This window comes from Sporosarcina sp. E16_8 (assembly GCF_017347095.1).
Taxonomy (GTDB): domain Bacteria; phylum Bacillota; class Bacilli; order Bacillales_A; family Planococcaceae; genus Sporosarcina.
In genome coordinates, this window is record NZ_JADPRZ010000038.1 from 1 (window position 1) to 24,081 (window position 24,081).

At 42.3% G+C, this 24,081-nt stretch carries 23 protein-coding genes and 1 pseudogene; 10 read left to right on the forward strand and 14 right to left on the reverse strand.

Going from position 1 to position 24,081, the window contains the following annotated elements:
* Positions 1–184: 184 nt before the first annotated feature.
* Positions 185–1,264, reverse strand: coding sequence for a CotH kinase family protein (locus I2484_RS16240; RefSeq protein WP_207152130.1), 1,080 nt, complete (start codon positions 1,262–1,264; stop codon positions 185–187).
* 612 nt (positions 1,265–1,876) lie between these two features.
* On the opposite strand from I2484_RS16240, the pseudogene I2484_RS22035 reads away from it, so the two are divergent.
* Positions 1,877–1,957: pseudogene (locus I2484_RS22035) on the forward strand (CotG/ExsB N-terminal domain-containing protein); the annotation flags it as partial.
* A 52-nt stretch (positions 1,958–2,009) separates the two neighbouring features.
* Positions 2,010–2,345 carry a hypothetical protein gene (locus I2484_RS16245; RefSeq protein WP_207152099.1) on the forward strand — a complete coding sequence of 112 codons (336 nt, stop codon included), beginning with the start codon at positions 2,010–2,012 and terminating at the stop codon, positions 2,343–2,345.
* A gap of 981 nt (positions 2,346–3,326) precedes the next feature.
* Here the strand turns inward: I2484_RS16245 and I2484_RS16250 are convergent.
* The 6 genes from I2484_RS16250 to lplA form a co-directional block, all read right to left on the reverse strand.
* Positions 3,327–4,880, reverse strand: a complete 1,554-nt coding sequence (locus I2484_RS16250; protein ID WP_207152100.1) for a fatty acid--CoA ligase family protein — start codon at positions 4,878–4,880, stop codon at positions 3,327–3,329.
* Positions 4,881–5,322: 442 nt separating this feature from the next.
* Entirely contained in the window at positions 5,323–7,257 is a 1,935-nt protein-coding gene (locus I2484_RS16255) for an ABC transporter permease (RefSeq protein ID WP_207152101.1), read from the reverse strand.
* On the reverse strand, positions 7,229–7,951 hold the full coding sequence (locus I2484_RS16260) for an ABC transporter ATP-binding protein (protein ID WP_255551518.1): 723 nt from the start codon (positions 7,949–7,951) through the stop codon (positions 7,229–7,231). The genes I2484_RS16255 and I2484_RS16260 overlap by 29 nt, the downstream gene beginning before the upstream one ends.
* A 10-nt stretch (positions 7,952–7,961) precedes the next feature.
* A complete protein-coding gene (locus I2484_RS16265; RefSeq protein WP_207152102.1) occupies positions 7,962–9,014 on the reverse strand; it encodes a sensor histidine kinase in 1,053 nt (350 codons plus the stop codon).
* Positions 9,011–9,715 (reverse strand): response regulator transcription factor, encoded by a 705-nt coding sequence (locus tag I2484_RS16270; protein WP_207152103.1) that lies wholly within the window; start codon positions 9,713–9,715, stop codon positions 9,011–9,013. The genes I2484_RS16265 and I2484_RS16270 overlap by 4 nt, the downstream gene beginning before the upstream one ends.
* 526 nt (positions 9,716–10,241) lie before the next feature.
* Positions 10,242–11,234 carry a lipoate--protein ligase gene (lplA, locus tag I2484_RS16275; protein ID WP_207152104.1) on the reverse strand — a complete coding sequence of 331 codons (993 nt, stop codon included), beginning with the start codon at positions 11,232–11,234 and terminating at the stop codon, positions 10,242–10,244.
* Positions 11,235–11,716: 482 nt separating this feature from the next.
* On the opposite strand from lplA, the gene yhfH (I2484_RS16280) reads away from it, so the two are divergent.
* From yhfH (I2484_RS16280) to yhfH (I2484_RS16290), 3 genes are all read left to right on the forward strand, one after another.
* Positions 11,717–11,842 (forward strand): protein YhfH, encoded by a 126-nt coding sequence (gene yhfH, locus I2484_RS16280; protein ID WP_207152105.1) that lies wholly within the window; start codon positions 11,717–11,719, stop codon positions 11,840–11,842.
* 78 nt (positions 11,843–11,920) lie between these two features.
* Entirely contained in the window at positions 11,921–12,046 is a 126-nt protein-coding gene (gene yhfH, locus I2484_RS16285) for a protein YhfH (RefSeq protein WP_207152106.1), read from the forward strand.
* A gap of 78 nt (positions 12,047–12,124) precedes the next feature.
* Positions 12,125–12,250, forward strand: a complete 126-nt coding sequence (gene yhfH / locus I2484_RS16290; RefSeq protein WP_207152107.1) for a protein YhfH — start codon at positions 12,125–12,127, stop codon at positions 12,248–12,250.
* Between the two features lie 55 nt (positions 12,251–12,305).
* Here the strand turns inward: yhfH (I2484_RS16290) and hemY are convergent, their stop codons facing one another.
* From hemY to hemE, 3 genes are read right to left on the reverse strand one after another with little or no spacing between them, the layout of a single operon-like run.
* Positions 12,306–13,730, reverse strand: a complete 1,425-nt coding sequence (gene hemY / locus I2484_RS16295; protein ID WP_207152108.1) for a protoporphyrinogen oxidase — start codon at positions 13,728–13,730, stop codon at positions 12,306–12,308.
* Between the two features lie 27 nt (positions 13,731–13,757).
* Positions 13,758–14,690, reverse strand: a complete 933-nt coding sequence (hemH, locus tag I2484_RS16300; RefSeq protein ID WP_207152109.1) for a ferrochelatase — start codon at positions 14,688–14,690, stop codon at positions 13,758–13,760.
* 30 nt (positions 14,691–14,720) lie between these two features.
* Positions 14,721–15,761: a uroporphyrinogen decarboxylase gene (hemE, locus tag I2484_RS16305; protein WP_207152110.1), complete on the reverse strand. Its 1,041-nt coding sequence runs from the start codon at positions 15,759–15,761 to the stop codon at positions 14,721–14,723.
* A gap of 214 nt (positions 15,762–15,975) precedes the next feature.
* On the opposite strand from hemE, the gene I2484_RS16310 reads away from it, so the two are divergent.
* The 3 genes from I2484_RS16310 to I2484_RS16320 all read left to right on the forward strand — a co-directional run bounded on the left by I2484_RS16310 (position 15,976) and on the right by I2484_RS16320 (position 18,888).
* Entirely contained in the window at positions 15,976–16,485 is a 510-nt protein-coding gene (locus I2484_RS16310) for an antibiotic biosynthesis monooxygenase family protein (protein WP_207152111.1), read from the forward strand.
* A 476-nt stretch (positions 16,486–16,961) separates the two neighbouring features.
* Complete coding sequence (locus tag I2484_RS16315; RefSeq protein WP_275956885.1) at positions 16,962–18,128, forward strand: M20 metallopeptidase family protein; 1,167 nt, start codon at positions 16,962–16,964, stop codon at positions 18,126–18,128.
* Positions 18,129–18,369: 241 nt separating this feature from the next.
* Positions 18,370–18,888: a competence protein ComK gene (locus I2484_RS16320; protein WP_207152112.1), complete on the forward strand. Its 519-nt coding sequence runs from the start codon at positions 18,370–18,372 to the stop codon at positions 18,886–18,888.
* Between the two features lies 1 nt (position 18,889).
* On the opposite strand, the gene I2484_RS16325 is transcribed toward I2484_RS16320, so the two are convergent.
* From I2484_RS16325 to I2484_RS16340, 4 genes are all read right to left on the reverse strand, one after another.
* A complete protein-coding gene (locus I2484_RS16325) occupies positions 18,890–19,249 on the reverse strand; it encodes a YhjD family protein (protein ID WP_207152113.1) in 360 nt (119 codons plus the stop codon).
* 227 nt (positions 19,250–19,476) lie between these two features.
* Positions 19,477–20,046, reverse strand: a complete 570-nt coding sequence (locus I2484_RS16330; protein WP_207152114.1) for a nuclear transport factor 2 family protein — start codon at positions 20,044–20,046, stop codon at positions 19,477–19,479.
* 120 nt (positions 20,047–20,166) lie between these two features.
* Positions 20,167–20,847 carry a response regulator transcription factor gene (locus I2484_RS16335; protein WP_207152115.1) on the reverse strand — a complete coding sequence of 227 codons (681 nt, stop codon included), beginning with the start codon at positions 20,845–20,847 and terminating at the stop codon, positions 20,167–20,169.
* A gap of 21 nt (positions 20,848–20,868) precedes the next feature.
* Positions 20,869–22,026 (reverse strand): sensor histidine kinase, encoded by a 1,158-nt coding sequence (locus I2484_RS16340; protein ID WP_207152116.1) that lies wholly within the window; start codon positions 22,024–22,026, stop codon positions 20,869–20,871.
* Between the two features lie 157 nt (positions 22,027–22,183).
* Here I2484_RS16340 and I2484_RS16345 point away from each other — a divergent pair, with 157 nt between their 5' ends.
* Both I2484_RS16345 and I2484_RS16350 read left to right on the forward strand, forming a co-directional pair.
* A complete protein-coding gene (locus I2484_RS16345) occupies positions 22,184–22,816 on the forward strand; it encodes a YigZ family protein (protein WP_207152117.1) in 633 nt (210 codons plus the stop codon).
* A 150-nt stretch (positions 22,817–22,966) separates the two neighbouring features.
* The gene (locus I2484_RS16350) at positions 22,967–24,022 is read left to right on the forward strand and encodes an LCP family protein (RefSeq protein WP_207152118.1); all 1,056 of its coding nucleotides are present in this window, start codon (positions 22,967–22,969) and stop codon (positions 24,020–24,022) included.
* The last annotated feature ends 59 nt before the right edge of the window (positions 24,023–24,081 follow it).

Genomic DNA, 24,081 nt, shown 5'->3' on the forward strand with positions numbered 1-24,081 from the left:
TCAATCTCAAACGGATTAGGACGCTTATGAAGGAATCAGAGTAAGGAATACGAAAGGAAAAGACGCTATTTCGTTCAATATCGAACGGAATAGCGTCTTTTTTAATTTAGTCTCACTTACGGGATTTAAAAACGTAAGTTTTTCAGCGGCCCCCCTCCACGGAAAGGGTTTTTCAAATTGCCGCCTAATCCAATGCATCCAATTGGCTTGTTATATAGTTTCCACGAGCCTCGATATAATTCAATATGAAATCCGGTTCTTTATCAAACACGTCGATATTGTCCTTTTCATAGGGATCCCTTTGAACATAAGGCCTTATTAAATTATGCATGGCTTGTATTTTAGGTTGCATATAATCCACATTAAATTTGCTGGTTAGAATCTCTTCTAGCAGATTCTTGTATTGTGTTCGAAATGTTTTCACATCGAGAATTCTCGCCGTTAGCGTATTGAATCCTTCGATTCTTAAATAATCTGCCCGCATGCTTTCTCCATCGACATCTCTTCCCCACGTCGCATCGTAATCCCAAGGGATAATTTCAAACAGACCCGTGTCCCCATTCTGGTAAAGTGCATAATTATGAACAAATCCATCGAAATTTTGAGTGCAAATAACCCCAGCAAGCCACCGGAGATACTTATCCACATTTACACACTTTACGATTTCATGCTCAAATTCCTCTCTAGGAATGGTATTAATGTTCATGATTAAGTCCTGTAATTGTTCATCAGCTTGTGCTGGCCCATACTTTTGTTCATAGCCTAATTTGAGCGATTTCTTTACTTCTTTACCAAGATCACTCATTAACGAAAAGTTAGCATCCCCATCAACTGCATAATAGAGCGGTCCTTCCGGCAAATGTCGATTCACCAAAAAATGTTCATCCACTGATTCTAGTTCTAAATAAAGCCCTTCATCTTTTCCATTTAGTTTCAAAAATACGAAACGACAGTTGGGTGCCAGGCAACCGATTTCATTAAAAAAATCAAAAGATAACTTATTTCTTAACAATGAAGGATCTTTAAATTCCGCATTCAAATGAACCTCTTTCGCGTTTCTATACGTGCTTGGTTTGGAGAATGAGAGTTGATACGACTTCTTGCGTAAATCTCGAATATGAGAGCCACGATATGCAATGTCGACTGCATATTTATTTTTATTGATTGTCAGTTTTGCGGCAACCGGATCCTCCACCCAAATATCTTTTCGCAGTTCACTTACAGCGCTAGGGTGGATAAATAGTTGGTATTCAGGTAGTTTCATGCCAGCATCCACGTGATTTCTACCCCTTCCCTTTTATCCTATTCGTATGTATTCAACTGCTCAACGTTACTCCAAACAGCTAATTATTTTTTACGTGTATGCATTTGTCTCTAATGCCGTAGGTACAACCGCGTACTTTAAGGAGAGAGGAAGGATTACAAAGTTCCTTTCTCCAAATAAGCGAAAAAGGAGGGCGGACATGTCACTATTTTTTGATGAAGAAATACAAAAAGTAAAGAAAAGAACTGATCGCTTAGGATTAGATAACTTAATGTCACAGGATCCTCGTGATACCAAGACGCAGGCGAACAGATACAGACGTGCTTCACAAACCCAAACATTCTCGAACAAAAATCAACATGATTCCGGAAAACGACCAAATAGAAGGAGAAATAGCAAGTAGGCTCAGTAATGTAGGACGCCACTACAATTGTATGAGGGATGGACCCACTTAGCCTTATTTCCGAAGCTTGTGCGTTTGCCCCTTACACTTTTCATGCGGCCACGTACATTAAGAGGAGAGTAAGGAGTTGTAGATACTCTGCATTTATTCTGCAAAGAGGAATATGAGTAAATCTTCATTCTCTACCTACCAAGAAAGGAGGTTTTAACATGTCACTATTGTTTAATGATGACATTCAAAAAGCGATAAATAAGGTTGTTAGCTTAGGGTTAGACAACTTTATGTTCCAGGAGCCTTCCAGTACAAAAAACCACTCGGATGACGATTGCCGGACATCTAGCTATGAACAGCGGACAAGTAGCGATCGACGTTCTTGCTGTACAAAACATTGGACTACCCGCAAAAAACGCAGTTGCTGTAAGAAACATCATACTTGCGACAAACGACGCACATGCTGTACAAAAAAACGGACTTGCAACAAAAAACGTACATGCCACAAACGATGCACTTGTCGTAAAGAGAATTCACATCAATCTTTTTCCTTTGGTCCACAACTCCCAAGCCAAAAGCGACGGGATTGCTGTGAACAAAAGCAAACAAACCACAAACGACGTCCTTGTTGCGAAAAAAAGCAAACAAGTCACAAGCGGCGCCCTTGCTGTGGTGGTTATTAATTAATCACCCTAGCACTCGCGGTCATTAAAATTCTCGCAAATAGATACATTCAAACCAAACCCCCTTTCCACGGAGAGGGGGTTTTGGTTTGTGTACTCGTCACATTCAATGGACTACAGCATTATTTATTTTCACACGGTAAACGTTTGTCCCCTTCCTTTGTGGGACAGCCACATAACTTAAGGGGAGGGAAAGATTAGTTACGAACAGCGATATGATTCTTAACAAAAGAATAGTTATCCACTTTCTTTCTCTTAATCAAAGCGAAAGGAGGTTAGGGTATGTCAACTTTCCCAACGAATAACAACCAAAATTCCGGTAAACATGGGTTCGATTGTAGATGTGGATGTGGTTCGCACAAACCGCAACACAGTCATTCACAATGCTGTTCAGAGAGCAGACCGCAAAATACGTGTACAATCACATTCAGGCATACCGGAGAAAGTCGTGTTTGGAGACCTGATACTGGTTGTAACCAGTGTAGGAATTCTGATCATCAACATTGCCACCGCAAGCACCATTCTTGCGGGTGTAACTTCGGGTTTTAATAGGAATATGGGCTAGCCCGTAAGTCGCAATTGAGCGGCTTGCTGGGACTAGCCCTTTTTCTTTTTGACACGTAGAATTCCACTAGATAGCAGGCACTTAACAAATAGATTGTTCTTCTAACACCGCTTTGTCGCTAAATTTGCTCTTTATACTGGGGAGGTATACCACCTATATATTTTAAACAAATGAATACCAAGCTAATCTGAGCGAAGGCATCTTACAAGGGGGAGCCAACCGAACAACGTACGCAAAAGTAAACAACAATTCCAACGAACTAGACAACATTATCTGGAAACTTAGCAACGTCTACACAAAACTTAACAACGTCCATCCCGATACCTAGCACCTTTCACACATTGCCATCTAAAATACAACACAACCTAGATTCCTAAGGTAAAAAGACCTCCCGTTAACAACACGGAGAGGTCTATCTAGTTAGATTTTCACTTGGTCTTTCAATGACCGTCTCAATATTTTTCCAGTCGTGTTTTTCGGCAATTCATCTAAAAACTCAATTTGTTTTGGTACTTTATATTTCGCCAAACGAGTCGCACAGTATGCGATTAGCGCTTCTTTATCCTCTTTGACACCCTCTTTTAAGACAACAAATGCATGGACTTCTTCACCGAAATCAGGATCAGGCAAGCCGATGACTGCCGCTTCGATGATATCACGGTGAGTGAATAATACTTCTTCAACTTCACGTGGATAAACGTTATAGCCACCGACGATAACAAGGTCTTTTTTACGATCGACGATGTAGAAGTAGCCATTTTCGTCGCGTTTCGCCATATCCCCAGTGTACAACCAACCATCCCGGATAGCGGACTCCGTTTCTTCAGGCATTTTGTAATAGCCTTTCATGACATTCGGTCCGCGTACGATTAATTCGCCGACTTCCCCGTCTGGTACTTCATTGCCCAATTCATCAACGACTTTGTTTTCGACATTGATGATATTCGTCCCAATTGATCCTGGAATACGCTCACGATCAGTCGGGTTGAAGCATGTGACAGGTGATGCTTCAGAAAGACCATATCCTTCCGAAATCTGTACATTGAATTTCTCTTCGAAATTATGCAGCAATGCAACCGGCAGTGATGATCCACCGGAAATCGTTCTCCGAACAGTTTTGAAATCGCTCGGATCAGCGTCTGGGTACTGGTATAAGAAATTGTACATTGTCGGCACAGCCGCGAAAATCGTCGCCTGCTGTTCCTTGACGATTTTGAATACCTCTGCCGGGCTGAAGCGCGGTACCAGTAAGATTGTTGCACCTTTTACAAGTGGCGCATTGACAACAACTGTAAGCGCAAAGACATGGAATACAGGCAGCGTCGCTACAACGCGGTCATCTTCCGTGAAATCCAGGTAATCCGCTACATCGCACGCGTTTGAATACAGATTGCGATGTGTCAGCATTGCGCCTTTTGGCTGCCCCGTCGTGCCTGATGTATACAGAATGATAGCGGTTTCATTTTCATCCACAGCAACGGGCTCCTGATTAGGTCTTCCTGTAGCAATAAGTTGTGTGAATGAACGAACTTTCGACCTTACTGCAGCTGGAAGTGCGGCGATTTTCTCTGGTGTTTCCGGAACGGTTTCGCAAATCACATAGTGCTTAACAGTCGGGAATGCACCCGCCGCCTGCTCAACTAATGGTAGCAGAAGATCCAGCGCGATAACCGCCTTCGCATCACTGTTATGTATGATGTACGAAATTTCGTCAGGCGTGTAAATTGGATTAACTGGAATTGCTGTTGCACCAATTCGCATTGTCGCATAAAGCGATACCAGGAAATGTGGTGTATTGCCTAGCAGAAATGCGACGTGATCCCCTTTACCAACGCCAAGGTCTTGAAGTGCAGATGCGAACATGGATACCGATTGATCGAATTCTGCATATGATGTATCTTTCCCCATAAAGTGATAAGCCGCTTTTTCAGGCTGTGTCATTGCAGTTTCGTGTACTCGCGTAACTAAATTCATAAGTTCATCCCCTTTTGTTCGAATGAATAACCATTCATTGTTCACCATAATCATTATATAAGAAAAGTTCTGAAAAATCAACAGATTAGTAGAGTGCATGAATCACTCGTAAGAGAAGCGTAAAAGTATCCATTTCCACTTGTTCGTTTTCGGCTTGCTTTGGACAAAATGATCCCGACATCTTTACAGAGAGTTACGAATAGCCACCATACGATTAACGAAAAAACTGCTTAGGAATGCGACAAATCCTCATCCCTAAGCAGTAAGAAACCCCGATAGAGGAATGAACTGCAATTCCTCCCGAGTGATGTAGTAGCTGTTCAGTCCATAGCAATCCAAGCAGCTGTACATAGAGTACCTAGTGGTTAAGCACAAATGTAAGCAGTCATTTACTGGTTAATCAACACGCGAGATATACGAACATAGTAAAGCATTAGAAACATCAAGCCGACGCTTTAATATGCGCCAGATAACGCCAGCGTATTAAATAGAAATAAAAGATCTGCATTAGCGTAAATCCGGCAAGAACGAAGACTAGTTCTTTTACAATCGAAATTTCCGCAAGTGCATCCCAAATTACTTGTAACGATAGAAATGCGAATGAACTATGAACAAATGCAACTCCCCACGGGAAGAAAAACTGCGGGATTAATTGCCGATTGACAATCTTCTTGAACTCGCGATCCGTGATACCCATACGTCTCAAGACATCGAACTGTTTCCGATCACTTTCGAGCGATGTATACAGTCTGAAATAGATGAAGCTTCCTGCCGCCAGGAAAAATACGGCCGCCAGTAGTAATCCAATGAATAATAACAGTGAAAATGTCGTTCGGATGACCGAATAATTCAAGCCAGGATTTTCAAATGAATACGGTAAATTACTGGATTCATCTGCAAGAAATGATTCCGCAACCTTAGCATCAATGGTTAAGCCGATTTCCTGTGTATTTTGCCAATCAGGAACATTGAACGCATAGTAGGTAAATGACTTCCCGCCTTGAGTCAGTCCTTTCTCAAAGACCAAGTCGTAATCTGCATCGTTCAATATGATAGCGTTCGTTGCAATCGAGTATGACGAAAATAAATGATATGGATAGGCCCCGTCTATCTTAACGCGGACGTTACTTTCTTTGAGTAGCGTTGTCACAGTTCGATTCTTCAGCTGGCCATATGACGAAGCAGAGGGTGGTAGGAAAACAGCCTCGCCTTTTTTCATGTCAATCGCTTGATAACCAAACGACTTAGCAAGTATATTCACATTGGATAGCTTCAGTATCGCAACGGCGTTCTCTGTAAACGTCGAAGTCTGTTCAAACACCTGGAACCGGACAAGTGAATAATCGATCTGCTCCGCATTCAATTCATCAATAAGCTGTGCGATATGTTTTTTTTCAAGTTCGTTCTCTGGCTCACTCTTGTAAACAAGACCTAGCGGATGCATTTCATGGTACTGGGATGCAAACGAAGTAAGCGATGCAAGTATGCCAACCGACATGAACGCTACAGTGGACACGATTGTCACGATGAAAAACATGCGCGCATTTTCACGCAGCCGCACGACACCTTCAGATATCGACAGCAACCAATAATGATGCCAATACAATCTTTTTTGATCGCGAAGCTTATGAAGGAGCATGGGTAATGAATCCGTGAAAAAGTAAAAGGTCCCGACTGTTGCAAGTGGTGGCAAGAAAAATATTAAGCCGATAACGACGGAATTCGTTGTCGATGCAGCCATGATATAGGACATAGCAAGGAACAGTAATCCAAGATAACCACGCGGTTTTGAATAGCCGTACGCCCCTCGACTTCCTGCATCTCCTTGGATGAGCTCAGCCACCTCCCCCGTCCGAATGAACACAGGTGCGACATACGAAATCAAAATAAAGAGACTCATAAAAGCACCAATTGTCAGTGCGAATGGTTCCCATGATAAATAGAGTGGCAAAGCTGGCAAAAGAACGATTTCCCGTATAATCATAAAAAAGAATTTCGAAAACATAAACCCGAGAATAGTCCCCGCCACAATAGCTGCAACCCCAATAATCATTGTCTCAATGAAAATAAGTCGTTTCAATTGTCGCTTCTCCATCCCTAAATGCAGCAAGATCCCAAACTCCTTGGATCTTGCCTGAAGAAATGCCCGCATGGAATAAAACAAGAAAAACACAGTGAAAATATACAAAATAATTTCCGCGATAACCATGCCCATAAATGCAATTTCTTGAACAAAGCGATTTTCTATGGATGGATGAAACAACAGCATAGAATAGAGGAAAAATACCATAACTGAGAAAACGCTTGCCATGAAAAACGCAGTGTATACACGTCTATTTCGAATGACATTACGGTAGGCGAACTGACGAAAGGTCATGGACATTCCCCCCGAGAAGAGACAAGACATTCAAAATACGTTGGAAAAATGTTTGACGTCTTTCATCTTTATAGATTTCATTGAAAAATTCGCCGTCCTTGATGAATAGCACGCGGTCACAATAGCTAGCTGCAATCGGATCATGCGTCACCATAACAACAGTGGTTTTTTCGTTTTTATTAATATGACTTAGCAATTCGAGCACATCTTTCGCAGACTTCGAATCGAGATTTCCAGTTGGTTCATCAGCGAGAATAATTTCCGGTTTATGAATAAGTGCTCGTCCAATCGCCGTTCGTTGGGCTTGTCCCCCCGATAATTCGTCGGGTCTACGCTTCAAAATGTCTGTCAAATCAAGACGTGCTGCTGTTTCTGCAATGCGTCTTTCCATTTCAGGAACGGATAAGCCATCAAGGGTCAGCGGCAAAACGAGATTCTCTTCTACTGTCAGCATTTGAAGAAGATTTATATCTTGAAAAACGAAGCCGAGATTGCGCCTTCTAAATAGTGCGAGGTCGTTTTTCTTGAGCGCTTCTGGTTCGATTCCATTTATCATCAGGCGTCCGTATGTCGGTAATGTAATCGTCGAAATCAAGTTCAGCAAAGTTGTTTTTCCGCTTCCTGAAGGGCCCATTACTGCGACGAACTCGCCTTCCTCCACTTCAAAATCAAGACGGTTCAATGCCCGGTGCATCACTTTTCCTTCATATATTTTCGTCACTTCCGTCAGTTCCACGATCGTGTTCCGTTTCACTCGTCTCGCCTGCCTCTCCATTTTCAAAAAGGACTGTTACCGTTGTCCCGATTCCTTTTTCAGAGTCGATTGACAATGGATGACCTAACCGGTTGCATACTTCTGACGCAATAAATAGTCCCATTCCCGTTGATTCGCCGGTCAGTCGGCCATTTTCACCAGTAAAGAAAGCTTTGGTAACTCGCTTCAAATCCGAAGATGGGATACCAATCCCTTCATCCTGAATCATCAATTGCAGTCCATTCCCTGTGCAATTCGCGATTAAATGGACTTTCTTCCCTTCATCGAATGTATATTTCACCGCATTAGTAATGAACTGCCCGATGACTATTTTCATCCACTTCGCATCCGTGGCAACAAGAAAGTTATCATCGATTGAAATAACTGGGAATACACCATTTGTGATGAATAGCCGCTTATGTTCCGTTACGATTTCTTGCACTAGTTTTTTTAAACCAATGCGCTCGATTTGCATATCTTGTTCAAACGTTTCGAGCCGCGCATTGACAAGTACCGAATCGAGTCCATGCCGTATTTTCTCTACCTCTTCAGTTATACTGTCACGGTCAAGGTCATCTTTTTCCTGCAGTAAAAGTCCCATAACGGAAATTGGTGTTTTCATCTGATGGACCCACTGGTTCATAAAATGGAGTTGCCGATGTTGGGCTGCATATAAGCGTTGCACTTCATTTTGATACAGTCGGTACAATTCACGTGTAAACTCGGTCGTTTGCCTATGCTCCGGTGCTTGCGCAAATCGGATAAGTGCATCTTCCATTTTATCTGGCTTACGTGTGATTGCAGCGTAAAATGAACGCCTCATAATAAACTTCCCCAGTAAATAGCCGCCTGTCAACAACATACTCATACTGATTGAATAGACAGCTGTATTGAAATTGCGGAAACCATCCAACCAATACAGCAGCATAATAAACAATATAAGAATTAATTGAAAAACGAGAAAAGATAGATGTTCTCTTAGAAAAAGGCTGAGCTTTTTCATGATTCTTCCGGAGCTACTATGAACCGATAACCCGCACCGCGCACGGTCTCGATAGAAGATTTAATAGCATAATCAGCCAGTTTCTTACGCACCCTGGTCATATTAACGTTTAATGTATTTTCATCGACAAATGACTGATCATCCCATAGTTCTTCAAGCAGTTTTTCCCGCGACACAACTTTCGGCGCCGCGTCCATCAGCAACTCAAGGATGACGCACTCTTTTTTCTGGAGGGGCACGTTATTTTCACGAATATGCAGTTCCATCCGTTCGATATATAAATGAAGTGCACCGATTTTCACGGTCCGTTCTGATTGGTTAGGAGCGTATTCGCCAAACGTTCTACGTAAATGGCTTCTTATCTTAGCAAGGACGATTTCATAATGGAATGGTTTCGTGATGAAATCATCTCCACCATTTTCTAGCGCAAATACCTGGTCCATATCACCTGAACGTGCGGAAATGAATAATATAGGACACATTGTATGTTGGCGGAGCTGACGACACCAATAATAGCCGTCATAAGAAGGCAGATTGATGTCCAGCAAAATAAGATGCGGATTGAATGCGAGGCTTTCCGCGGTAACTTGGTCGAAATCTGCAACGATGGCAACGTCATATTGGTATTTCCGAAGTGTATCTGCTAACAGTTGTGCGATTTTCTTATCATCTTCAACTATGAATATACGATGGTTTTCCATGGGTCAGTCCCCTTTCACACTTCCTTATATTATACAGCAAAAATGGGTGTGGTGTTTGGAAGACTTTTGGGAATGTTGTTGTGTTTTTATGGTGGGAGATTTGGTTAGTTGGCTGGGGGATATGATTGGTTGCCTGGTTATTTGATCGCTTGCCAGGGGATATGATCGCTGGCAAAGTTATATGATCGCTTGCCTGTTTATATGATCGCCTGCCAGGTTATATGATCGCTGGCCAGGGGATATGATCGCCTGCCAAGTTATATAATCGCCCGCCAAGTTACATGATCGCTTGCCAGGTTATATGATCGCCTGCCAAGTTATATGATCGCTTGCCAGGTTATATGATCGCTAGCCAGGTTATATGATCGCCTGCCAGGTTATATGATCGCTGGCAAAGTTATACGATCGCTTGCCTCGTTATATGATCGCCCGCCAGGTTATATGATCGCTTGCCAGCTTATATGATCGTTTGCAAAGAATTAATCCAACAAAAAAAGCCCGACATATAGTCAGGCTTTTAATTTCATTAATAAATCAATTGAAGGAACTCTTCTTTCGTAATGCCACCTAGATATGTCGGAATGTCAATCGATGCAAGTGCTTCGCTAATTGCCTGTCTTTCATACTGGACACCCTTCAAGCTTTCCTCGATAACTGCCACTTCGCCGACGCCGAAAAAGTCGCCGAAAATGCTGATGTCTTCCATAATTCCTTTTTTCACTTGGATATGGACATCAATGCCGCCTACTGGGAATCTGTGCGTGTGCTGCATATTAAACTTCGGTGATTTACCATAGTTCCAATCCCAATTGCCATACCGCTCGGCAGATAGCTCGCGAATGTTTGTCCAATCTTCATCCGTCAACTCTAAATATTGAATCTTTTCTTCTCCACCGAAAATTGATTTCAGTATTTCCATCCGGAACTGTTCAATTGTCATTGATTCATTCAGGAATTCGGAAATATTCGCCACACGACTGCGGATTGATTTAATGCCTTTTGATTCAATTTTATCTTTGCGTACTTTTAGTGCTGAAACAACACGCTCGATTTCTGTATCGAACATCAGTGTCCCGTGGCTGAACATACGGCCATTCGTTGAAAACTGTGCGTTCCCTGAAACCTTACGCCCCTCAACAAGAATGTCATTGCGTCCTAGTAACTCTGCTTTGACGCCCATTTCTGCCAACGCCTGAACGACAGGCTCCGTCACTTTTTTAAAGTTGCGGAACGATTCCCCATCGTCTTTTGTTAGGAAACTGTAATTCAAGTTGCCTAAATCGTGATAGACTGCGCCCCCGCCGGACAGACGTCGAACAACATGAATGCCGTTTGCTTCCACATATTCTGTATCAATCTCTTCAATCGTATTTTGATTTTTACCGATGATAATAGAAGGTTCGTTAATATAGAACAGCAAAAACGAATCTTTATCGATATCCATATTCTTAAGGACGTATTCCTCTATTGCCAAGTTGATATGTGGATCTGTAATCCCTTTATTATCAATGAAATACATAGTATATCGCTCCTCATTAATCGCTTTTCACCTATTTTATCATTTTTAACAAGAGAAGACCTTACTTCTTAACTTTCAGAATAAATCGTTAAATGTGTTGACATCTACCCCACTGTTATAATACACTACTAATAACATATTTAGTTGTAGTACAAAAAAACAAAAGCGCAAGCGCCTGTTCAGGGGCGACAGCATAAGACGGGTAAAGGAAGGCATGTCTAAGTTCGCGACGTCGTGTCGCAACGACTGCATGACCTGCATCCTGCAGGCCCAAGCGGCGTTCTTTGCTGCACAGCCGGATCGACAAATTTAGGAACACAGCCAAAGTACGCCGCGTCCTGCGGCAATGTCTGCGTGATCCACATCCTGTGGACCCCCGAGCCCCTAGGCGCTGAAGTCTGGACGTGTAATCTCTATGTTGCAACTTATCCACAGTTCGTGATTCTATAGTTTCCAAGCAACTATAAAGGGAGGTAAACAATATGATTGAGAATGTCATCGAGTTTTTCAAAAATCTACCTGCTAAAATTTGTACTTCATGCGGGAATGAAATCGACGAGCAACATGAATGCTACGGTAACAAATGTGACAACTGCAACATCTTGTGATTTTTTTTGCAGAACCTGTACTACCACACTTACAGCACTTCATCCAATACTAATACAACCGAAAAGGGGATAGTAACTATGATTGAAAATGTAATTGAGTTTTTTAAAAACCTGCCTACTAAAGTTTGTGTATCATGCGGCAATGAAATCGAAGAACAACATGAGTGTTACGGTAATAAATGCGATGCCTGCAATATTGTGTAATTCTCCGCATATACTGTACTAGCACAACGATAATAATTAATTTAACACTAATACAAATTGGGAAGGGGTGAATGAGATATGCTTGAAAATGTCCTTGAGTTTTTCAAAAATTTACCCGCTAAAGTTTGTACGATATGCGGGAATGAAATCGAAGAGCAGCATGAGTGCTACGGGAATAAATGCGACGATTGCAATATCTTGTGACAACCAAAAACAGCCGCGGAGATAATCTCCTGCGGCTGTTTTTGATTGAATCGAGTTAAAATAAATCTGCCAATACTTCTTTCACTGCCGCTCTTCCCTGATCAATACAATCGGGTAATCCGACTCCATTATAAGATGCACCGGCGAGTTTTACTTGTGGGAACTTCGATTCCAGTTCCGCGCGGGCTGTTACAATCCGCTGTTTGTGACCAACCCGGTATTGCGGTCGGTCTTTTTTAAAACGGGTAATAACCGTGAAATCCGGTTTCCCTGTAATATTCATGACTTCACCAAGATCAGCAAGGACGATTTTCTCAATTTCAGCATCTGGCAAGTCCACAATCGCTTCATCGCCTACTCGACCTACGAAGGCCCGGATTAGCACTTTTCCAGCCGGCGTTGTCGTCGGCCATTTTCGGTGCGTCCACGTGCACGCCGTAATTGAATAATCGCTGCTTCTTGAAACAAGAAAACCGGTTCCTTCTTTGTCCTGTACGACATGTTCCTCTGAAAAAGCAAGTGCCACTGTCGCAACAGACGTTGTCGGTATTTCTCTTAAATCTTGCAATAATCCGTGCGGAGCAAATAAGCGACCCGCCATCTCATGCCCAGTTGTAAGTATAATTGCATCGGCTTCGATTTTACGGCCGTCATTCATTTCAAGTATAGTCTTTTCTCCAGCCATTCCTGGCGCCTCGATTGCATCGATTCGGACACCTTTCATGACGGAACCTGGTTCAAGTTGTTGTTCAATTGCTTCAACAACTGTTTCAAGTCCATTACGGAACGTGTGAAAAACGCCTTCTTTCTTAGCGCCGTGTCCGTCTTTCTGCGGTACTTGTTTCGGAGTTGTTTTTTTCATCCCAAGAATGAGGCTTCGATGTTTCTTTTCTACTGCGTAAAACTGTGGGAATGTAGATTCCAAACTCATATGGTCAATATCCCCTGCGTAAACGCCAGATAACAACGGTTCAATTAAGTTCTCGACAATTTCTCCACCAAAACGTCTGCGAAAAAACCCACCGAGTGACTGATCCCCTTTGATATTTGAACGTGGGAGGACGAAATCGCCAGCCGCACGCAGTTTTCCAGCTAACGAAAACAGTCCCGTTTTCAGGAACGGACCAATTTCCGTTGGGATACCCATGACAGAACCGCCCGGAATCGGATGCAACTCACCGCCGACAAGTACATATGCCTGCCCTGTCGCATTTTTTACTAGTTCCCCTTCGATTCCAAGGTCTTCCGCAAGAATTCCCATGCTTTTTTTCCGTATAAGAAATGAATCCGGACCACGCTCGATGATAAAGCCGTTACGCCGGACTGTCTGGATTTTTCCGCCAAGTCGATTTGACGCTTCGACAAGGATGACATCTAGAGGTAAGCCTTTTTCACGCGCTTCTTTCTGCATATAAAATGCCGCGGAGAGGCCCGTAATCCCTCCGCCGACAATAACGACTTTCTTATTTTGTCCGTTCATGTCCCCCATCACTTTCTTTCAACCATATTAAACCTCTTTCATCTTAGCAAATACCGCGTCCACCATCGCATCAACGAATAGCGGATCAATGTTCGGCATTGCCGGACGGTAGTAGGATGCACCGATTTCATCACACACAACTTTGCACTCATAATCATTGTCAAATAGCACTTCAAGGTGATCGGAAACGAACCCGACTGGTGTATAGACAAATGTCTTATAGCCTTTGTCGTTATGCAAGCTGCGTGTCAAATCCTGAACATCGGGACCAAGCCATGGTTCAGGCGTTTGCCCTGCACTTTGCCAGCCTAGTTCATAATTTTTTACACCAGCAGCTGTCGCAATCAATTCAGCTGTTTCTTTCAACTGGTCTGGATATGGATCGCCACTTGCGATAATTTTCTCCGGTAATGAATGAGCTGAAACAATCAGACACGCCGTCGCTCTCTCTTCTTCGCTCATACTGTCGAATGTACCGCGCACTTTATCAGTCCAGTATTCAATAAACTTCGGTTGTTTGTACCAACTTTCGACAGAAGTAACCGTGATGCCGTGCTTCTCTGCTTCTTCTTTTGCCCGACCGTTATACGATTTAACAGAAAACGTTGAGAAATGCGGTGCAAGCACGATTGATACTGCTTCTGTAATCCCATCTTGATGCATTTTTTCTACTGCCTCTTCGATGAATGGCGTAATATGTTTTAATCCGATATAGACCTTGAAGTCGATGTCATCCTGTACTTCATTCAGACGATTGCATAGTGCATTTGCCTGGTCTTCAGTTATTCTCGCAAGCGGAGAAATTCCGCCAATCGCCTCGTAGCGATTACGAAGGTCTTGCAATTGTTCGGGTGCTGGCGGACGACCGCGGCGGATATGCGTGTAATACGATTCAATATCCTCTTCCTTATTCGGTGTCCCGTAGGCCATCACTAAAAGTCCCATTTGTTTCTTCGTCATAACATTCACCTCTTTGTTTGGATCAGCACGTTATTTACGCAGCTGTGCACTATATTCATGAACAAATTCAGTTAGTTTTTTCAATGTTGCTGGTTTAACATCAGGGAACACGCCATGACCGAGATTGAAAATGTGATTACCATGCTCGACACCTTGCTCGATGATGACTTTCGCACGCTCTTTGATAATGCTCCAATCTGCAAGTAGCAATGCCGGGTCAAGATTCCCTTGCAACGGCTTCGTTAGACCGCGTTCTCCTGCTTCCTTGATAGACATGCGCCAGTCAAGACCAACAACGTCTACAGGCAGGTCATGCCATTCGTTTGCCAAGTGGCTTGCGCCGACACCAAATGTGATTAGTGGAACGTTCAATTTACGCAGTTCTGTGAAAATACGTGTCATAACTGGTTTGATGAAAATACGGTAATCAGATACATTTAATGCCCCTACCCACGAATCAAAGATTTGAATTGCTTTTGCACCCGCATTAACTTGTGCAGTAATATACGTAATCGTCATATCTGCTAGTTTGTCCATTAGTGCGAACCACGCTTCTGGCTCAGATACCATGAATGATTTCGTCAAGTTGTAGCTTTTCGAAGGTCCGCCTTCAATCATATAACTCGCCAATGTGAAAGGCGCTCCCGCAAAACCGATAAGTGGAACATTCAATTGTTCCTTCGTCAGAATTTTAATCGTTTCAAGAACGAAAGGAATATCATCTTGTGGTGATAAATCGCCAAGATTATAGACATCCTGAACTGTACGGATTGGATTTGAGATAACTGGACCAACGCCCGCTTTGATTTTCACATCGATACCAATTCCCGGTAATGGTGTAACGATGTCTTTGTATAGAATTGCCGCGTCAACATTATACTGATCGACCGGAAGTTTTGTAACATATGCACAAAGTTCAGGCTGGTGCGTAATTTCTTCAAGAGAGTATTTCTCCTTGATTTTCAGGTATTCCGGTTGTGAACGTCCTGCTTGCCTCATGTACCAAGCCGGTGTATGATCAATTTTTTCGCCTCTTGCAGCGCGTAGAAGTGTATCATTGAATTTTGTCATTTAATTTATTCCCACTTTCTTAATTAACTATTTCCGTGTTACATATCCGTACTCAATATAGACGTTTCCCCTAGTAAAGTATAGCTTTTAGCCCCGTTATTCATACAATTGTGCTAACTTTTCACTTTTTCCGCCATGATTTTGTCAAAGTTTGTTTTAAGTTCTCAAATAGGGGAAAATAGATTAATAAGAACTAAGGGGAGGTTTTTTGAAAATGACTATTTATATGACATCAGGCACACCCGAATTTATGGAAAGTTTAAAAGAAAAATATGCAGCTGAAGGTTTGATTGCTATGCATGGTCAGGGTAATTCTCTTTTATTGCATGAAACGGCAGGCAAAACAGTGTTCCAAACGCCGCGTCGCTATGAAGTAATCGGCTCTTCAGGCTCACTTTCGGAAAACGGCTATTTTGTTTTCAATAACATTCCTGTCACAGATGAAGGACGTCCCGTTTTCGAACATCGCTTTAAAGATCGTGCGGGGGCGATAGAGTCAGAACCCGGATTCATTGCCTTTCGTTTACTTCGCCCACTCGATTCAGACACCTATATCGTCATGACAGAATGGTCGGAGAGCACCTATTATACAAGATGGAAAAACTCATCTTCTTTCGACAAGGCTCACTCCTCAAATCGCGCGGATGCTGGCGTCGACAATACGCCACATATTTTCTCGAGCGCTCCTTATGTAACGACTTATACCACTAAAGATAAAAACTGACCGCCCCTAAGGCTAAAGCGAGGCTGCTGAAAAAGTCCTCTCTCCATCAAAATTGTGACTGAAAGTTTCCATTGAAACCGCTTCGGCGCTCGCTTATAGCTTCGGCTACCGCTGTAAGGCACCTTCGCTGGATCTACTTACGTATTTGTAAAGCCGGTCATATGGCCATTCGAATAGCACGTCAGGGGAAGAAGAATGTAGGAAAGAACCAACGGGATATCTATTATTTTGATATCAATAGAGGATACGTTTATTAAACCAAGAAGTATAAAATATCGAACCATTTACGCGTTTGAAGGTATGCCTACTTCGACCTCACATAAATACCATGCCTAAAGAAACGGGCTATCTCGTTCGGATGAATCTGTAAAACGCGCGACCCGACTATGGGTTGCGTTCTATTGTTCCCTATCGAATGTTTGCTATAATAGAAGTAACAACATTCAATTTAGTTAACTTTTAGGGGGGACAGTCCATTGAAAGAACAATTGTATGAAAAACTCGATAGCGCTTATGAGGATATGGTCGTCATTCGTCGTCATCTTCACATGAATCCTGAATTATCTTTTAAGGAAGAAAAAACTGCGCAATTCATACATGATTTCTACGCCGATCTTGGAGTTGAAGTACGTAAAGGGGTTGGCGGAAACGGTGTGGTTGCTCGCGTTAAAGGTGGAAGACCTGGTAAGACGGTTGCACTGCGCGCCGATTTCGACGCACTACCGATTCAAGATGAAAAGGATGTAGCGTATAAATCAACTGTTCCAGGCGTCATGCATGCTTGTGGTCACGATGGACATACCGCTACGCTACTCCAACTTGCAAAAGCCATTCATGAATTGCATGAAGACCTCGCCGGCGAATACGTCTTCATTCACCAACACGCAGAAGAATTTGCTCCAGGCGGTGCAATTTCCATGATTGAAGACGGTTGCCTTGACGGAGTTGATGTCATTTTCGGAACGCATCTTTGGTCTTTGACATCTTTAGGTACAATCGAATATTTGGCCGGTCCTGTAATGGCAGCAGCAGACCGTTTTGACATTAAAATCCAAGGTGCTGGCGGTCATGGTGCGGCTCCGCATCAAACGAAAGACGCCGTCGTAATTGGTGCACAGCTTGTCATGAATTTACAACAGCTTGTTTCTCGTCGCGTCAATCCAATCGATTCTGCAGTGTTATCTATCGGTTCATTCGTTGCACAAAATGCATTCAACGTCATCGCTGATTCAGCAATACTGGGCGGTACGGTACGAACATTCAACCCCGATATTCGCCACTTGATGGAACGCGAAATGAAACGGATCGTTGATGGGACTGCACTTGCAAATGACTGTACAATCGATTTCGAATACGTCCGCGGTTATCCAGCCGTTGTCAATCATGCAGCCGAAACAGAATTCTTGAAGACTGTGGCGGAAGGTATTCTTGGCGTGAATTCAGTCGTGGAATCAACCCCACAAATGGGCGGCGAAGATTTTGCATACTACTTGGAAAAAGTACCTGGTACATTTTTCTTCACTGGCGCAAAACCTGACAATCCCTATCCACATCATCACCCAAAATTCGACATCGATGAAAATGCGATGCTTCTCGCGGCGAAGACACTCGGCGCTGCAGCAATCGATTTCCAAAGTTTATAAAGCGAAGGCCTTCCCCCTTATCTAGGAGTGGAAGGCCTTTTTTGTCCAGTATATTTGCGCGAAAAATCGTCTATTCGGTAGTATACATCAACTATCATCTAGGCAAACATCACGTTTGCAGTGCTAATAGACTAACAATGACACTATTTCAATTTACCCATCAAATAGGATTGATTTTTAAATTTTCTGATTTATACTTTAATTTAGACGACTACAATAAAACTAGAAGAGGTGCATTCATTTGGATAAGAAGAGAAGAAAAGGAAGTTATATTGTCTCTTTTGATACTTTGTTGTTACAACCTGTTTTCAAAGAGAATAATATATCAACGCAAGTAATTGAAAGAAATGGGCATTTTCACATTTCACAAAAACCAATTCACGTCGTTAGAAAGTCTTGCGATTATTATGGTGGCTCTTTACAAAATTCGACGAATTCGGCAAAACTAGCAATTGGGAAACGCCATAAAACACCTATAATTATAGCTCATGATTTCGGTGTACCTTTTATCTTTCTACCCACAATGTCTCCGAATTCTAGACAGAATGCCTGGATAGCATACAGCGCGATTGATAACATAGAGGCGGATAATATGGGGTGTATTATCTACTTGGAAAATGGCCTTTCCTTCAAGTTCGATGTTTCGGCTACAACAATGTATCGCCAATTTGCAGTCGCCACTCTTCTTGAAAAAAACTTTTTAAAAAAGCAAAGACAATTGAACAGGCCATCCAAGTTTGACTTCCCAGATGAATATTGACTTACCTTTCGATCATGGCGAAGTAAACGTTTAACAATTCTTCCGTCCGATTACGTAGGCGAACGTTCAAATAGCGTCTGTGGTCCTTCTTATCCCCGTGTACGAATAGATACTCGGTAAAGGTCGCGTCCGTCTTGTTGCGTATAACCTGCATATTATGACGACGTAAGTAGAGGGTGGTTTCCCTAAGTTCGGCACGCGCACTCTTTGTTGCTTCATCAACAAGTTTGACATAAGGTCCTTTCAGTTTGAATGGACCTTTGTCAAATGAATCCCTATCTTTTTCCAGTACAATTAGAAGCATCGGCAAATAAATCATGTTTTCAAAATGCGGCAATGCCTCTGCGGGTATTAAATGCATTTTAACCGTCCCTTCCTCCAGTACAGAACATTAGTTCTTATTCATATTGTATGCCCTTACCACTGGAAAAACAACCTACAAGTTTCTGGTATTATTCGCGGGGTTTGTACGACGGAATCATGGTACTCTACAACAGAAAAAAAGTTAAGAACCACTTTTCCTCAAAAATGAACACAAAAAAAAGACTTTCAGCAATTACAACTGAAAGTCTTACATAGTAAGCCCTCTTACTTTTTCCCTTCATCGCCGATGTAATGCACCGATACAGCCTTCCAACCGCTATCGTTTTTCGTGAATACGGTCACTTGTCTACCATCCTGCTTGGTCACAAGACCAGTAGATAGTTGTTTATATGATGTCTTCAAATTCGAGAATACTTGGGCTTCCTTATCAGAATACTTTACAATCGTTACGTTCGATACTTCGCGATTCAGTTCATATTCACTAAATTGTTCTTCCATGAACGCGCGTTCTTCCTCAAAATCATAGTCTTTTGGAGACAATGTATCCAAATAACCATCGATATCTTGCTCATTCAACGTATCGATATTCACCTTATAGGCAGCTAAAATTTGTTCTTTCTCTTCAGCTGGAACACCAGACGCTTCTTCTATCGCGCCTCCCTCTAAGCTAAAACCTACTTTTTTATCATCCACGCCATGATCAATTGCACCATTTTCATTCGCAGCCTCGCCATCATCCACCGAGCCGCTTCCTGTCGATTTCTCTGCATCGTTACTACACGCACCAAGTAGCAGAAGGAATGACATACTTATAGGAACAAACATCTTTTTCATCTTTTTTTCCTCCCGAACAGGTAAAAAGGCCGCTCCAACTGGAAGGCCTTTCTCCTTTTATTTAAGAAAAGCGCAAGGTGTCGGAAAAATTACACTTTCTTATTTTCAACAGTTTCTAATTTACTTCACTTCTACCCAACCATTTTTAATAGCAGTTACAACTGCTTGTGTTCGGTCATTTACAGCCATTTTTTGCAAAATGCTTGAAACGTGGTTTTTAACCGTCTTTTCGGAAATGAATAACGTTTCTCCAATTGTCCGGTTACTTTGCCCATCCGTCAACAGTTGCAATACTTCACACTCACGTTTTGTAAGTAAGTGGAATGGACGACGGATATCATTTTGCTGGAATGAGCCCTTATGTTCCCGTTCACTCAATCTGCGGAATTCTGTAACAAGATTATGTGTCACTTTCGGATGAAGATACGAACCGCCCATCTCAACGACCTTAATCGCTTGAACGATTGCATCAGCATCCATCTCTTTCAGCATATAGCCTAATGCACCCGTTTTAAGTGCATGCGATACATAGGACTCGTCATCATGAATCGACAACATAATTACCTTCGCGCCAGGAAACTCTTTGACAAGATTCTCAGTCGCATCGATACCATTCATACGTGGCATGTTAATATCCATAAGAACAACATCCGGTTCGCACTGTCTATACAGTTCATTTACTTCGCTACCGTCATCACCTTCTGCAACAACTTCAAAAGAGTCTTCAAAATCAAGGATTCTCTTTACCCCTTCACGGAATAATTGGTGATCATCTACAATTAATATTTTCGTAACAGTCATAGTCATTTCCTCCCCATCTATCTAGCCGTCAATTATTTCACTCCGAAACGGAATGCGGAAATGGATCATTGTTCCGTTGCCAGGCGTTGAAGTGATTGTCATATCGCCTTTTAATAAATCAATTCGTTCCCGCATCCCGATTAAACCGAACGACTTATCTTTCACTTCATTTTGGTTGAATCCTTGTCCGTTATCCTTAACGATAATATTCATTATATCGCGAAGCCATTCAGTTTTCACCCAAATGTCCTTCGATTTTCCATGTTTCAGTGCATTAGATACAGATTCTTGTACAAGTCGGAAGACCGACACTTCAAAATTCGTTTGAAAACGCTGCTCTTGGCCACTATTTTGAAAGTGAATTTCAACACCTTTTTCATATTCCTCGATTGTCGACAAATACTTTCTCAATGTCGGAATTAGGCCAAGATCGTCAAGCGCCATAGGTCGAAGATCATAAATGATACGCCGGACTTCATAAAGTGCATTCCTGACCATCACTTTGAGGTCTGCTAGTTCACCAAGTGCAGGTTTAGGACCTTTTTCTACAAAAATCTTTTCAATCAAACCAGTACGAATCATCACATTCGCCAACATTTGCGCAGGCCCATCATGAATGTCACGGGAAAGTCTCTTGCGCTCCTCTTCCTGTGCCTGAATAATTCTGATGCTAAAATCCTGCTTGTGTCTCGCATTTTCAAGTGCTTCACCAACATTTTTTAAATCAGATGTCAAATAGTTAATAACGGTCGCCACTTGATTAACAAGCTGATCCGCACGTTCAATTGTATCGAGAAGCGCTACAAGGCGTCTGTCTAAATCATCCCGACGTGCACGCAGCTGCTTCTCCTCCATCCGGTTAATGGATAATCGGACATGTAAGTCATTCGCAACTTCGTAAGCCTCTCTCACTTGTTCCTCTGAGTAATTCATGAAGTTCTTCGAGACGTCGGCGAGACGTTTGCGTGAATGGCCAGTCATATTTTCCAAATAGTCGCCTTCGGTTATTGCCCGGGAAATATCACTTTTGACCGTTACAAGCTCTTTTTTCATATCGACAAAGCTTTGACGGCTTTGTTCGCTTATAATAAAGATGTCGTTCTTTGAGTGATCCATAGCACGGACCATACTATTAAAGATTGTTTCAAGCGTTTGGATATCAACTACATTCTCCTTCAATACTAAGTTCCCCCCGCCTACAGCCTGAAAAATTATATATATGCTAAAGTAAGATGTGTTACAGGAATACTAATTTCCTTACACACTTCATTATAGTATAACATCATAGCGCCAAATGGATATTAAGATTGTATTACAAGTGATGGAGGTGCCGCAAATGCGAGCAGATTATTATACAGTTAAAAATAACGGAGAAAGTGAATTGATCATCCAAAAGTCAAGGTTTCTCACCTATGTGTTGCGTGCAGAAACGGAAGATGAAGCTCTCGAGTTCATTCAGGAAATCAAGAAAAAACATCATAATGCCAATCACAACTGTTCAGCATATATGATTGGCGAGCACGATACTATCCAAAAAGCGAATGATGATGGTGAACCAACGGGTACGGCTGGCGTACCAATACTTGAGGTCTTAAAAAAACAAGGGTTGAAAGATACTGTCGTCGTTGTGACGCGCTATTTTGGGGGTATCAAGCTTGGAAGCGGTGGATTAATCCGTGCGTATGGCCGAGCGACGTCTGAGGGCATTACAGCCGCAGGCACTGTCGAAAGAAAACTTCATCATTTGATGAAGGTAACGATTGATTATACATGGTTGGGGAAAGTCGAAAACGAGATAAGGCAGTCCGCTTATCCGCTAAAAGAAATTTCCTATACGGACGGCGTCAACTTATTCGTATACGTTCCAGTGGCAGTAACGGATGTTTTCACTGCTTGGATGGCTGAACTGACAAATGGACAGGCGGGAATTGTGTCAACTTCTAGCGATTTTCTCGAGTTCGACAACTAACTAAAAAAATAGTATAATAGAAAAGATCATGAGGATTTGTGTCACAAAGCCTTGTGATTCGTTATGCTATTTTCACCTTTTGACATGCTTTGTCAATTATATGATCAGCTATGAAAAAACTTACATAGTCGATTCTGGAGGAACTAAACAATGAAAAGAAAAGACTATAAAAGAAGAAACAAATCGTCTGGGAAGCGCTTAGCCATAAAAGTTATGCTCCTTCTCACATTGTCCCTATTTCTTGTTGTTGCAGCCTACGCTGCTTCACTACAGAAAAAAGCAGAGAGTATGGCGGTTAGTGCATATGAAGCCGTCCCTGATCGACCAAAATCTGAAATTCGCGAAGTAAAAGTCGAGCCAGCAAACGACAATGTTTCAATTCTATTCATCGGCGTCGATGACAGTGAAGCCCGCCACCAAGGCGATAGCAACAGCCGGTCGGATGCACTCCTACTTGCTACATTGAATCCTGCCAATAAATCTGTGAAACTGGTTAGTATTCCGCGTGATTCATACGCTTATATTCCAGAAGTCGGGTACCGTGATAAAATCACCCATGCTCATGCATTCGGTGGAACCCGTGCAACAATCGAAACTGTAGAAGAATTGTTCGAGATCCCGGTCGACTACTATGTGAAGATGAATTTCAATGCATTCATTGATGTTGTTGATGCAATTGATGGAATAGACGTTGAGGTTCCATACGACCGTACAGAAAAAGACGAAAATGATAAATATACGATTCATCTAAAAAAAGGTCCGCAACATCTTGACGGCAAACATGCCCTCGCACTTGCACGGACGCGTAAACTCGATACGGACGTCGAACGCGGAAAACGTCAGCAAATGATTTTGCAAGCAATCATGAAAGAAGCCGTTTCAGTGAAATCAGTAACGAAGTATGGTGATGTTATTGAGGCAGTTGGCGACAACATGAAAACCGACATGACGTTCGACGAAATGAAATCATTCTTGGAATATGTAAAAGGCGGTATGCCACAAGTCGATACACTCAGTTTGAAAGGTTACGACGACATGTCTACAGGTATTTATTACTGGAAACTCGATGAAACCTATTTAGCTGAAGTGAAGAACATATTGCAAGCACATCTTGGTCTTATTCCCGACTCCTCCAGTCTGACGGACAGTGGTTCGACCATAATTGGTTCAACAGAAGAAGCTTCAGAAGATAGTGTTACTAACTGATACCGAAAGAACCAGGCTAAAGATAGCTGGTTCTTTTTTCTTTCCGCACATAATTCAAT

Bases quoted from the DNA above. Each gene is read 5' to 3' on its own strand.
- I2484_RS16240 (WP_207152130.1), bottom strand. From the start codon at position 1,264: ATGAAACTACCTGAATACCAACTATTTATCCACCCTAGCGCTGTAAGT.
- I2484_RS16245 (WP_207152099.1), top strand. From the start codon at position 2,010: ATGAACAGCGGACAAGTAGCGATCGACGTTCTTGCTGTACAAAACATT.
- I2484_RS16250 (WP_207152100.1), bottom strand. From the start codon at position 4,880: ATGAATTTAGTTACGCGAGTACACGAAACTGCAATGACACAGCCTGAA.
- I2484_RS16255 (WP_207152101.1), bottom strand. From the start codon at position 7,257: ATGACCTTTCGTCAGTTCGCCTACCGTAATGTCATTCGAAATAGACGT.
- I2484_RS16260 (WP_255551518.1), bottom strand. From the start codon at position 7,951: ATGCACCGGGCATTGAACCGTCTTGATTTTGAAGTGGAGGAAGGCGAG.
- I2484_RS16265 (WP_207152102.1), bottom strand. From the start codon at position 9,014: ATGAAAAAGCTCAGCCTTTTTCTAAGAGAACATCTATCTTTTCTCGTT.
- I2484_RS16270 (WP_207152103.1), bottom strand. From the start codon at position 9,715: ATGGAAAACCATCGTATATTCATAGTTGAAGATGATAAGAAAATCGCA.
- lplA (WP_207152104.1), bottom strand. From the start codon at position 11,234: ATGTATTTCATTGATAATAAAGGGATTACAGATCCACATATCAACTTG.
- yhfH (WP_207152105.1), top strand. From the start codon at position 11,717: ATGATTGAGAATGTCATCGAGTTTTTCAAAAATCTACCTGCTAAAATT.
- yhfH (WP_207152106.1), top strand. From the start codon at position 11,921: ATGATTGAAAATGTAATTGAGTTTTTTAAAAACCTGCCTACTAAAGTT.
- yhfH (WP_207152107.1), top strand. From the start codon at position 12,125: ATGCTTGAAAATGTCCTTGAGTTTTTCAAAAATTTACCCGCTAAAGTT.
- hemY (WP_207152108.1), bottom strand. From the start codon at position 13,730: ATGAACGGACAAAATAAGAAAGTCGTTATTGTCGGCGGAGGGATTACG.
- hemH (WP_207152109.1), bottom strand. From the start codon at position 14,690: ATGACGAAGAAACAAATGGGACTTTTAGTGATGGCCTACGGGACACCG.
- hemE (WP_207152110.1), bottom strand. From the start codon at position 15,761: ATGACAAAATTCAATGATACACTTCTACGCGCTGCAAGAGGCGAAAAA.
- I2484_RS16310 (WP_207152111.1), top strand. From the start codon at position 15,976: ATGACTATTTATATGACATCAGGCACACCCGAATTTATGGAAAGTTTA.
- I2484_RS16325 (WP_207152113.1), bottom strand. From the start codon at position 19,249: ATGCATTTAATACCCGCAGAGGCATTGCCGCATTTTGAAAACATGATT.
- I2484_RS16330 (WP_207152114.1), bottom strand. From the start codon at position 20,046: ATGAAAAAGATGTTTGTTCCTATAAGTATGTCATTCCTTCTGCTACTT.
- I2484_RS16335 (WP_207152115.1), bottom strand. From the start codon at position 20,847: ATGACTGTTACGAAAATATTAATTGTAGATGATCACCAATTATTCCGT.
- I2484_RS16345 (WP_207152117.1), top strand. From the start codon at position 22,184: ATGCGAGCAGATTATTATACAGTTAAAAATAACGGAGAAAGTGAATTG.
- I2484_RS16350 (WP_207152118.1), top strand. From the start codon at position 22,967: ATGAAAAGAAAAGACTATAAAAGAAGAAACAAATCGTCTGGGAAGCGC.